Genomic DNA, 11012 nt, shown 5'->3' with positions numbered 1-11012 from the left:
AAGATTAATAAGGTTGGGCGCAGCAAGAGCCGCGCCCGGCAACATTAAACGTCCAGCAGCAGGCGCGCCGGATCTTCCAGCATCTCTTTCACTGCCACCAGATAGCCCACGGATTCGCGGCCATCAATCAGACGGTGATCATAAGAAAGCGCCAGATACATCATCGGCAGCACCACCACCTGGCCATTGACCGCCATCGGGCGATCTTTGATGGCATGCATGCCCAAAATGGCGCTCTGTGGCGGGTTGATGATCGGCGTTGACATCAGCGAGCCGAATACGCCGCCGTTGGTGATGGTAAAGTTGCCGCCGGTCAGCTCTTCTACCGTCAGCTTGCCGTCACGGCCTTTCACCGCCAGCTCTTTAATTTTCTTCTCGATATCCGCCATGCTCAGCGTATCGACATCGCGCAGAACCGGCGTCACCAGGCCACGCGGCGTGGAAACGGCGATGCTGACATCGAAGTAGTTGTGATACACCACATCGTCACCGTCGATGGAGGCATTCACTTCCGGATAGCGCTTCAGCGCTTCCACTACCGCTTTGATATAGAAGGACATAAAGCCCAGACGCACGCCATGACGCTTCTCGAAGGCATCGCCGTACTGCTTACGCAGGTCCATGATCGGCTTCATGTTGACTTCGTTGAAGGTGGTCAGCATCGCGGTGCTGTTTTTCGCTTCCAGCAGACGCTCGGCAACGCGCTTACGCAGACGCGTCATCGGTACGCGTTTCTCGCTGCGGCCTGCCAGCGGCTGCGGCGCGGCAGCCTGCGGCGCAGATTCAGCTTTCGCCGCGGCCGGCGCCTGCTGCTGTTTCAGATGTTTTTCCACATCCTCACGCGTAATGCGTCCGCCTACGCCGGTGCCTTTGATTGCGGTCGCATCCAGGCTGTGTTCGGCAATCAGACGACGAATCGCCGGGCTGAGCGCATCGTTACTTTCTTCTTCCAGCGAAGCGGACTGACGCTGCGCCGGTGTTGATTCATTGCTTTCCGCTTTCGCAGAGGTCTCTTTGCCGCCGCTGTTGCCCTCTTTCAGGCGTCCCAGGATCTGACGAGAGGTCACGGTTGCGCCCTCCTCTTCCAGCACGGCTTCCAGCACGCCGTCGGCGGATGCAGGTACTTCCAGCACCACTTTATCGGTCTCGATTTCTACCAGTACTTCATCGCGGCTTACCGCATCGCCCGGTTTCTTATGCCAGGTTGCTACAGTGGCATCAGCAACAGATTCAGGCAGGTCGGGAACGAGAATATCTACGCTACTCATTATCTTTCCTTATTTAATCAACGTTCAGCGCGTCATTAACCAGGTCTTGCTGCTGTTTCAGGTGTACAGACATGTAACCTACAGCAGGTGAAGCGGAAGCCGGACGTCCGGCATAACGTAAAGAGGCGCCAAAAGGAATCACTTCACGGAAGTGGTGCTGGCTGCAATACCAGGCGCCCTGGTTCAGCGGCTCCTCCTGACACCAAACGAAATCATGCACGTGCGCATACGGCTGCAGCGCTTCCTGTACCGCTTTATGCGGGAAAGGATAAAGCTGCTCAATACGCACGATAGCGACATCGTTTTGCTCATTTTTGCGACGCTGTTCCAGCAGATCGTAATAGACCTTGCCAGCGCACAGCACGACGCGTTTCACCGCTTTCGCATCCAGCTCGTCGACTTCGCCGATCGCTGGCTGGAAGCTGCCATTGGCCAGCTCATCCAGCGAGGAAACGGCCAGCGGGTGACGCAGCAGGGATTTCGGCGACATCACCACCAGTGGGCGGCGCATACCGCGCAGCGCCTGACGACGCAGCATGTGATAAACCTGCGCCGGCGTTGAGGGTACGCAAACCTGCATATTCTGCTCTGCGCACAGCTGGAGGTAACGCTCCAGACGTGCCGAGGAGTGCTCTGGTCCCTGCCCTTCATAACCGTGCGGCAGCAGCATCACCAGACCGCACATACGGCCCCATTTTTGTTCGCCGGAGCTGATGAACTGGTCGATAACCACCTGAGCGCCGTTGGCAAAGTCACCGAACTGCGCTTCCCAGATGGTCAGGGTACGCGGCTCAGCGGTGGCGTAACCATATTCAAACGCCAACACCGCCTCTTCCGACAGTACGGAATCCCAGACTTTAAACTGACCCTGGCCGTTGTGGATATGCTGCAGCGGCGTATAAGTTGAGCCGTTTGCCTGGTTATGAATCACCGCATGGCGATGGAAGAAGGTACCGCGTCCGGAATCTTCGCCGGAAATGCGCACCGGAATGCCCTCATCAACCAGCGTCGCGTAAGCGAGGTTTTCCGCCGCACCCCAGTCGAACAGTTTATTGCCAGCCGCCATTTCGGCGCGGTCGTTGTAGATCTTCGCCACGCGCGACTGCACTTCCACCGATTCCGGTACCTGGCTGATGCGTTTCGCCAGCTCCTGCAGACGCTTAAGATCAACTGTTTCCGGGTAGCTTTCATCCCACTCATGATTGAGATAAGGCGACCAGGTGAAAGAGTGCAGGCTCATCGGACGCCATTCCGGCACCACGCACTCGCCCGCATCCAGCGCGTCACGGTACAGATTGACCATTTCCGTGGCGTCTTCCAGTTGAAGCACCTGCTCCGCTTCCAGACGATCGGCGTAGATTTTACGCGGCGTCGGATGCTTTTTGATCTTCTGGTACATTACCGGCTGGGTTGCGCTTGGCTCATCCGCTTCGTTATGGCCGTGGCGGCGATAACAAACCAGATCGATAAAGACATCACGCTTAAAGGTGTTACGGAAATCCAGCGCCAGACGGGTTACAAAAGCCACCGCTTCCGGGTCATCCGCATTCACGTGGAAAATCGGCGACTGCACCATTTTGCCGATGTCGGTGCAGTATTGTGTTGAACGGGCATCTTTCGGGTTTGAGGTAGTGAAACCGATCTGGTTGTTAATCACGATACGTACCGTACCGCCCACTTCATAACCGCGCGCCTGCGACATGTTCAGGGTTTCCTGCACCACGCCCTGGCCGATCACCGCCGCATCGCCATGAATGGTAATCGGCAACACTTTATTGCTTACCGGCTCATCGAGACGATCGAGGCGCGCGCGCACTGAACCCATCACCACTGGGCTAACGATTTCCAGGTGCGACGGGTTAAACGCCAGCGCCAGATGAACCATGCCGCCTTCGGTTTCCACGTCGGAAGAGAAGCCCATATGGTATTTCACGTCGCCGGTACCAAGATGCTCTTTGTGCTTGCCGGCGAATTCGTCGAACAGATCCTGCGGTTTTTTACCCAGAACGTTAATCAATACGTTTAGACGACCACGGTGCGCCATGCCCAGCACCACTTCGCGCGTGCCGCTTTTGCCCGCGTGGCGAATCATCTCGCGCAGCATTGGCACCAGCGCATCGCCGCCTTCCAGCGAGAAGCGTTTCGCGCCGGGGAATTTAGCGCCCAGATAGCGCTCCAGCCCTTCTGCGGCGGTCAGCTCTTTCAGGAAGCCTTTTTTCTCTTCGGCTGAAAACGCGGCATGCCCTACCACCGATTCAATACGCTGTTGGATCCAGCGTTTTTCGTCAGTGTTAGTAATGTGCATATATTCTGCGCCGATCGGGCCGCAATAGGTTTGCTTCAGCGCGTTAAGCAGTTCGCCCAGCGGCAGGCGATCTTTGCCGATAGCAAACGAGCCGACATTAAAAGTTTCCTGATAATCCGCTTCGCTTAAGCCGTGGAACGCCGGATCGAGGTCAGCGACGTGCTCTTGCTGCCACAGGCCCAGCGGATCGAGGTTAGCATGCTGATGACCACGGAAGCGGTAGGCGTTGATCAGCTGCAGGACTTTTACCTGCTTAGCATTAGCGTCGGGATCGCCAACAGAAGCGGCGTAACGCGAAGTATCTTTTGCCAGACGACGGAAATAGTCGCGCGTAGAGGAGTGGAACTGCTCAGGCCTGAGCCCGGTGCCGGGAAGCTGTTGGAACATGTCGCGCCATACAGCATCAACAGAGTCAGGATCGGTGAGAAAATCCTCATAGAGCTGCTCTATGTAAGATTGGTTCGCGCCGGCCAGCCAGGAAGAGTCAAGCCAGGGCTTCATTGCGCTGTTCTGCATTGTGATCCCTTAAGCATTACATGCTTTTTTCGAGGTTTCATTGTTGCCGGATTACCGGCTTGCCCAACGCTGTGTCACGCACCTGCTTGTAAAGTGCCCGCCACAGCCAGATCCAGTTCAGCGATACGAGCGCGTTGGGCAATCGATGCCCTGGCCCGTAAGGGAACCTTGGTAAGGTTTTTCACCGCCTCGTGACAGACCTTACCAGGGTCTCCGTAAAACATCCGGGAACCTGGGTTCCCGGATCACATTGCCGTTATGCGTTACGCTGCAGCAGCATCGACTTAATATGGCCGATCGCCTTGGTTGGGTTCAATCCTTTCGGGCACACGCTGACACAGTTCATAATGCTGTGGCAGCGGAATACGCTGAAAGCGTCGCTCAGATCATCCAGACGCGCGTTGGTTTCCGTATCGCGGCTATCGATCAGGAAACGATAGGAAGCCAACAGCCCCGCCGGCCCCACGAACTTGTCCGGGTTCCACCAAAACGATGGGCATGACGTTGAGCAGCAGGCGCACAGAATACATTCGTACAAACCATCCAGGTGCGCACGATCTTCTGGTGATTGCAGATGCTCGCGCGCGGGCGGATTTGCGCCATTATTCAACAGGTAAGGCTTAATCTTCTCATACTGCTTGTAGAACTGCCCCATGTCCACGACTAAGTCACGCACCACCGGCAGGCCCGGCAGCGGGCGGATGACAATTTTCTTCTTGCCGTTGCCCAGCGCGGAAACCGGCGTAATGCACGCCAGGCCGTTGCGCCCGTTCATGTTCAGGCCGTCAGAGCCGCACACGCCTTCGCGGCAGGAGCGACGAAACGCCAGCGTCGGATCTTTCTCTTTCAGCTTAATCAGCGCGTCCAGCAGCATCATGTCACGACCGTCTTCCGCTTCCAGGGTGTAATCCTGCATGCGCGGCGCGTCATCCACATCCGGGTTATAACGATAAATGGAAAATTCGAGTCTCATCGTCTCTTCTCCGCAAATTAGTAGGTACGCACTTTCGGCGGGAAAGCGGCGCGCAGTTTCGGCTGCATGTTCACCTCACGGCGCGTCATGCTTTCGGTTTGCGGCAGATAGAGCGAATGGCACAGCCAGTTCTCATCGTCACGTTCCGGGTAGTCAAAACGGCTATGGGCGCCGCGGCTCTCCGTGCGGTAATTCGCTGCTACCGCAGTAGCAAAAGCGGTTTCCATCAGGTTATCCAGTTCCAGACACTCAATACGCTGGGTATTGAAATCGCTGGAACGATCGTCCAGGCGCGCATGTTGCAGACGCTCGCGAATCTGTCGCAGATCCTCCAGCCCTTTCGCCATCGCGTCGCCTTCACGGAACACAGAGAAGTTATTCTGCATGCAGCTTTGCAGCGCCTTACGGATTTCAACCGGATCTTCACCCGTGGTGTTGTTATCCCAGCGGTGATAGCGCGCCATGGCGGCCTCGATATCTTCTGACGTTGCATCGCGCAGCGGCCCCTGCTCCTGGATCGACTCCAGCAGATGCAGGCCTGCCGCCCGGCCAAAGACCACCAGATCCAGCAGCGAGTTGCCGCCCAGGCGGTTAGCGCCATGTACCGATACGCAGGCGATTTCGCCGACGGCGAACAGACCCGGCACCACTACATCTTCCCCTTTTTCATTCAGGGTCAGCGCCTGGCCGCTTACTTTAGTCGGAATGCCGCCCATCATATAGTGACAGGTTGGGATAACCGGAATCGGCTCTTTCACCGGATCGACATGCGCAAAGGTGCGCGAAAGCTCAAGGATGCCTGGCAGACGAGACTCCAGCACCTCTTTGCCCAGATGATCCAACTTCAGTTTAATGTGCGGGCCCCACGGACCTTCACAGCCGCGGCCTTCACGAATTTCGATCATCATGGAACGCGCAACTACGTCGCGGCCCGCCAGATCTTTGGCGTTCGGCGCGTAACGCTCCATAAAGCGCTCGCCATGTTTATTCAGCAGATAGCCGCCTTCACCACGGCAGCCTTCGGTCACCAGCACGCCGGCGCCAGCGATACCGGTTGGGTGGAACTGCCACATCTCCATGTCCTGCACCGGCACGCCTGCGCGCAGCGCCATGCCGACGCCGTCGCCGGTATTGATATGGGCGTTGGTGGTGGACTGATAGATACGGCCCGCGCCGCCGGTGGCCAGCACCGTTGCTTTCGCTTTGAAGTAGACCACTTCGCCAGTTTCAATACTCAGCGCGGTACAGCCCACCACCGCGCCATCCTGGTTTTTCACCAGATCCAGCGCATACCATTCAGAGAAGATGGTCGTTTTGTTTTTCAGGTTCTGCTGATACAGCGTGTGCAGCAGCGCATGACCCGTACGGTCAGCCGCCGCCGCGGTGCGAGCCGCCTGCTCGCCGCCGAAGTTACGCGACTGGCCGCCGAACGGACGCTGATAAATACGGCCATCTTCCAGACGGGAGAACGGCAGGCCCATATGTTCCAGTTCCAGAATCGCTTCCGGACCGGTTTTACACATATATTCGATCGCGTCCTGGTCGCCGATATAGTCGGAACCTTTGACCGTATCGTACATGTGCCATTCCCAGTTATCCTCATGGGTATTACCCAGCGCGACGGTAATACCGCCCTGCGCGGAAACGGTATGGGAACGGGTAGGGAAAACTTTAGACAGCAGGGCGCAGCTCTGGCCCGACTGTGAAATCTGTAGGGCCGCGCGCATACCTGCGCCGCCTGCCCCGATAACTACGGCATCAAACTCTCTGACTGGCAAATTCATTCTCACGCACCCCACACCACAACAGTTCCATAAATTGCATAAACCAACAGCGCGACAACGATCACCAGCTGCAGCAGCAGGCGCCATGCCAGAGGTTTAACGTAGTCCGTCAGCACCTGCCACATACCGATCCAGCCGTGGATCACGGTAGAAAACAGCGTCAGCAGGGTAAAGACTTTCGTAAAGGAAGAGGCGAAGAAGGCGCGCCAGATATCATAGGTCAGGGTATCTGACACAATAATGAAGCCGAGAATATATAAGGTATAGAGCGTAATCAGGATTGCAGTGGCACGCAGCAGCAGCCAGTCCTGCACACCATTGCGCCCCAGCGCAGTAGCATTGCTTACCATACGAGGACTCCAGCCAGAATTGAAAGCACGATAGTGATACCAAAACAGATATGCGCGGAGCGATTGCCGACACGCTGCGTTTCCGCCAGGTAACCAAAATCCATTAACATATGACGGATACCGCCAACAGTATGCCAGGCCAGCGCGGTGAGGATACCCCACATAATGAACTTAGCGAAAAAACTGTTCATTACGGCAGATGCCTGCAGGAAGCCTTCAGGTGAGGAGAGCGAGAGTCCGAGTAGCCAGAGCAGAATGCCGACGGCCACAAAGCTGATGACGCCGGAAACGCGGTGGAGAATGGACGATATTGCAGTAACGGGAAACCGGATCGTAGTGAGATCCAAGTTGACAGGTCTTTGTTTTTTCACGGTTTTGCCCACACAGCCTTTCTTATTTTGCTTCCTCCGGGCCTGAAGGTGGAAAGCCGATCGCGACTTGTGCACCGGCACCATAACAGCAACATCCAGTGTTAATTGAAGCGGTAAAACGCTGGGTGGCTCCTGGTGTCAGGGTATTCCGGAGACCTGGCGGCAGTATAGGACGATCACATTCTCATTACAATTCCTCTACAAACGCTTTAGCAAGATTTAAGTGGAACAGTGATCGACCTCACGATTTTCATATTTTAAACAATTTTAATTAACTGATTTGACAAAAGTTCAACAATTCAGTTACAAACTAACGCACGAAAGTCCTATGATGCGTAAAAGTTATGGGGATACACTTTACCCCTAAACGCAAGTTATGTAACAGTAAAGAAATAAATTGCTAAACGCATCAGGTTATTAGTTAAGATTCATAATGACCAGCACGGATCTTTAACAACCACAGAACGCATTAGCATCGTGGCTGCCGGAACCATTCCGACCGCGCCCGTCACTCTGTACCCTGCAAGTAAAACAAGTCACAGAGTAGAGAGTCTGCAATTACTTCACGCAATTCGCAGCATGATGGTAACTTCGGTGTCAAAGATCCTACTAATATGGCGCTAAGGAGACTGTAAATGGCTGATAAAAAAGTGACGCTCACCCTTAATGGTGAAGCTCCTGTTGAGCTGGACGTGCTACACGGCACGCTGGGCCAGGATGTTGTCGATGTCCGAAGCCTCGGCTCAAAGGGTTTGTTTACGTTCGACCCTGGTTTTACCTCTACTGCGTCCTGCGAATCCAAAATCACCTATATTGACGGTGATGAAGGCATTCTGCTCCACCGTGGTTATCCGATCGATCAACTCGCCACCCACTCTAATTACCTGGAAGTGTGTTACATCCTGCTGAACGGCGAAACGCCGACGCCAGAACAGTTTGAAGAGTTCCGCACCACGGTGACGCGCCATACCATGATCCATGAGCAGATTACCCGTCTGTTCCACGGTTTCCGTCGCGACTCGCATCCGATGGCGGTGATGTGCGGCGTGACCGGCGCGCTGGCGGCGTTCTATCATGACTCACTGGATGTCAATATCGAGCGTCACCGCGAAATCGCGGCGTTCCGCCTGCTCTCAAAAATGCCGACCGTGGCGGCCATGTGTTACAAATATTCAATCGGTCAGCCGTTTGTTTATCCGCGCAATGACCTCTCCTATGCCGGTAACTTCCTGCATATGATGTTTGCCACCCCGTGCGAAGAGTACAAGGTGAACCCGGTGCTGGAGCGCGCAATGGATCGTATTCTGATCCTGCATGCTGACCACGAGCAAAATGCCTCTACCTCAACGGTGCGTACTGCAGGTTCGTCCGGCGCCAACCCGTTCGCCTGTATCGCTGCGGGCATCGCCTCGCTGTGGGGACCGGCGCACGGCGGCGCGAACGAAGCCTGCCTGCGTATGCTGGAAGAAATTAGCCATAAAGAGCATATCCCGGAATTTGTGAAGCGCGCGAAAGATAAGAATGACTCTTTCCGCCTGATGGGCTTCGGTCATCGTGTTTATAAAAACTACGATCCGCGTGCGACGGTTATGCGCGATACCTGTCATGAAGTGCTGAACGAGCTGGGTATGAAAGATGACCTGCTGGAAGTGGCGATGGAGCTGGAGCATATTGCGCTGAACGACCCGTACTTTATTGAGCGCAAACTCTACCCGAACGTCGATTTCTACTCTGGCATTATTCTGAAAGCGATGGGTATCCCCTCTTCCATGTTCACCGTGATCTTCGCCATGGCGCGTACCGTGGGCTGGATCGCCCACTGGAAAGAGATGCATGACGAAGGCATGAAGATCGCGCGTCCGCGTCAGCTTTATACCGGCTACGACCAGCGTGAGTTTGAATCTAAACTGCCTAAGTAAGCTTTAGCTTAGAAAAAAGGGCCTGCGGGCCCTTTTTTTACGGTGCTTGCGGGCCTTTTTTATTGGCGTTAACAGATCAATGCTGACAGCCGGGACACCAGTAGAAAGGCCGCGATGAAAGCGTGGTTTTTTCAATCGTCCCGCCGCAGCGCTCGCAGGGTTTGCCCGCGCGATGAAAGACTTTAAAGCTAAAGGCCGCGCCGTGGTGCGCGCTTTTCATAGTGCCGCGCATGCGGTAAGAGTGACGCGGGATCGCCAGCAGCGCCTGCGCTAAACGCTGAAGCTGCGCCGCGGTTAAATCTTGCGCCCGATGCTGCGGTGCCAGCGCCGCCTCCCACAGAATTTCCACCCGCAGGTAATTGCCTAACCCCGCGAGAAAAGCCTGATCGAGCAGCAGGCCGCTGAACTGACGTCGGCGAAAACGCGGCGAGAGCAGACGCTCGCGCACCTCTTCTTCGCTCAGTGTCATATCCAGCACGTCGGGCCCAATGCGCTGCAAAAAGGGATGCGCCGCCAGCGTATCGCTATTGTGCATCTCAATATCCGAAGCGCTGTAGAGCAGAATGGTTTGATCGGCGCAGCCGAGCCGTACCCGTAGCACCCGCTGCGTTTGCGGCTCGCTGCCGGTTTTGACGACGCGCCAGACGCCGTAAAGCTGGTTATGACTGTATAGCGTCAGGCCGTTGGAAAAGTGCGTTAACAGCGCTTTGCCGCGCGTTTCAATCGCGGTGACCGTTTCGCCGATCAAGGCATTTTCATAGGTTTTGAGCTGCGGGAAGGCAAACCAGACATCCGTCAACGGCTTACCGATAATGGCTTCTTCCAGCCGATCCGCCGCGCGGCGGATCTCTGGTCCTTCTGGCATAACAATATCCTGTTAGTGCGTTGCGCCGCCAACCAGGCGCAAATCCTGTTCAGTACGAAGAGCGATAGTAATCGCCATTTCCAGCGCCAGCATGACCGTATGTGCCGCCATGCTGGGCGCGCCAGGATGGTTGAGCGCCTGCTCCGGCAGATAAGGCAGATGAATAAAACCGCCACGCACCTTATTGTCTTGCTGGGCAAGGCGATGCAGCAACCCGTACATCACATGATTACAAACATAGGTGCCCGCCGTTTGCGATACCGATGCGGGAATGCCCGCTTCGCGGATGCCATCGACAATCGCCTTAATCGGCAAAGTAGAAAAATAAGCGGCCGGGCCGCCGGGGATAATCGGCTCATCAATAGGCTGATTGCCGTTGTTATCCGGGATGCGCGCATCGTTAATGTTGATAGCGATGCGTTCAACGGTAATATCAGCCCGTCCGCCAGCCTGCCCTACCGCAATGATTAATTCCGGCTGCAGCGCCTCCATCTCGGCATACAGCGTGGTTAACGCATCGCCAAAGGCACAAGGCAGTTCTTTCGCAACTACCTGAAAGCCGCACAGCATACGCTCATGCAGCTGGCTCACCGCCTCCCATGACGGGTTAATCTGTTCGCCACCGAAAGGCTCAAACGCCGTAATCAGTACTTTTTTCATT

At 55.6% G+C, this 11012-nt stretch carries 9 protein-coding genes; 1 reads left to right on the top strand and 8 read right to left on the bottom strand.

Going from position 1 to position 11012, the window contains the following annotated elements:
- Positions 1 to 44 precede the first annotated feature (44 nt).
- The 6 genes from odhB to sdhC form a co-directional block, all read right to left on the bottom strand.
- Complete coding sequence (gene odhB / locus K6958_RS06840) at positions 45 to 1268, bottom strand: 2-oxoglutarate dehydrogenase complex dihydrolipoyllysine-residue succinyltransferase (RefSeq protein ID WP_249893943.1); 1224 nt, start codon at positions 1266 to 1268, stop codon at positions 45 to 47.
- 13 nt (positions 1269 to 1281) lie between these two features.
- Positions 1282 to 4089: a 2-oxoglutarate dehydrogenase E1 component gene (sucA, locus tag K6958_RS06835; RefSeq protein WP_249893942.1), complete on the bottom strand. Its 2808-nt coding sequence runs from the start codon at positions 4087 to 4089 to the stop codon at positions 1282 to 1284.
- A 256-nt stretch (positions 4090 to 4345) separates the two neighbouring features.
- Complete coding sequence (locus K6958_RS06830; RefSeq protein WP_249893941.1) at positions 4346 to 5062, bottom strand: succinate dehydrogenase iron-sulfur subunit; 717 nt, start codon at positions 5060 to 5062, stop codon at positions 4346 to 4348.
- A 17-nt stretch (positions 5063 to 5079) separates the two neighbouring features.
- Positions 5080 to 6846 carry a succinate dehydrogenase flavoprotein subunit gene (gene sdhA / locus K6958_RS06825; RefSeq protein ID WP_249893940.1) on the bottom strand — a complete coding sequence of 589 codons (1767 nt, stop codon included), beginning with the start codon at positions 6844 to 6846 and terminating at the stop codon, positions 5080 to 5082.
- Between the two features lie 2 nt (positions 6847 to 6848).
- Positions 6849 to 7196 (bottom strand): succinate dehydrogenase membrane anchor subunit, encoded by a 348-nt coding sequence (gene sdhD, locus K6958_RS06820; protein ID WP_249893939.1) that lies wholly within the window; start codon positions 7194 to 7196, stop codon positions 6849 to 6851.
- On the bottom strand, positions 7190 to 7579 hold the full coding sequence (gene sdhC / locus K6958_RS06815) for a succinate dehydrogenase cytochrome b556 subunit (protein WP_249893938.1): 390 nt from the start codon (positions 7577 to 7579) through the stop codon (positions 7190 to 7192). The genes sdhD and sdhC overlap by 7 nt, the downstream gene beginning before the upstream one ends.
- A 623-nt stretch (positions 7580 to 8202) precedes the next feature.
- Here sdhC and K6958_RS06810 point away from each other — a divergent pair.
- Complete coding sequence (locus K6958_RS06810; protein ID WP_249893937.1) at positions 8203 to 9486, top strand: citrate synthase; 1284 nt, start codon at positions 8203 to 8205, stop codon at positions 9484 to 9486.
- Between the two features lie 76 nt (positions 9487 to 9562).
- Here the strand turns inward: K6958_RS06810 and nei are convergent, their stop codons facing one another.
- Both nei and pcp read right to left on the bottom strand, forming a co-directional pair.
- On the bottom strand, positions 9563 to 10351 hold the full coding sequence (gene nei, locus K6958_RS06805) for an endonuclease VIII (protein ID WP_249893936.1): 789 nt from the start codon (positions 10349 to 10351) through the stop codon (positions 9563 to 9565).
- A gap of 12 nt (positions 10352 to 10363) precedes the next feature.
- Positions 10364 to 11011 carry a pyroglutamyl-peptidase I gene (gene pcp, locus K6958_RS06800; protein WP_249893935.1) on the bottom strand — a complete coding sequence of 216 codons (648 nt, stop codon included), beginning with the start codon at positions 11009 to 11011 and terminating at the stop codon, positions 10364 to 10366.
- Position 11012: the final 1 nt, after the last annotated feature.

Origin of the sequence: Mixta hanseatica (genome assembly GCF_023517775.1) — a bacterium.
GTDB lineage: Bacteria > Pseudomonadota > Gammaproteobacteria > Enterobacterales > Enterobacteriaceae > Mixta > Mixta hanseatica.
The sequence above is the reverse complement of the archived record's forward strand: the minus strand, read 5'-3'. Positions and strand labels throughout refer to the sequence as shown.

Excerpts from the sequence above, each read along its gene's own strand:
- nei (WP_249893936.1), bottom strand. The coding sequence starts at position 10,351 with ATGCCAGAAGGACCAGAGATCCGCCGCGCGGCGGATCGGCTGGAAGAA.
- sdhA (WP_249893940.1), bottom strand. The coding sequence starts at position 6,846 with ATGAATTTGCCAGTCAGAGAGTTTGATGCCGTAGTTATCGGGGCAGGC.
- pcp (WP_249893935.1), bottom strand. The coding sequence starts at position 11,011 with ATGAAAAAAGTACTGATTACGGCGTTTGAGCCTTTCGGTGGCGAACAG.
- K6958_RS06810 (WP_249893937.1), top strand. The coding sequence starts at position 8,203 with ATGGCTGATAAAAAAGTGACGCTCACCCTTAATGGTGAAGCTCCTGTT.
- K6958_RS06830 (WP_249893941.1), bottom strand. The coding sequence starts at position 5,062 with ATGAGACTCGAATTTTCCATTTATCGTTATAACCCGGATGTGGATGAC.
- sucA (WP_249893942.1), bottom strand. The coding sequence starts at position 4,089 with ATGCAGAACAGCGCAATGAAGCCCTGGCTTGACTCTTCCTGGCTGGCC.
- odhB (WP_249893943.1), bottom strand. The coding sequence starts at position 1,268 with ATGAGTAGCGTAGATATTCTCGTTCCCGACCTGCCTGAATCTGTTGCT.
- sdhD (WP_249893939.1), bottom strand. The coding sequence starts at position 7,196 with ATGGTAAGCAATGCTACTGCGCTGGGGCGCAATGGTGTGCAGGACTGG.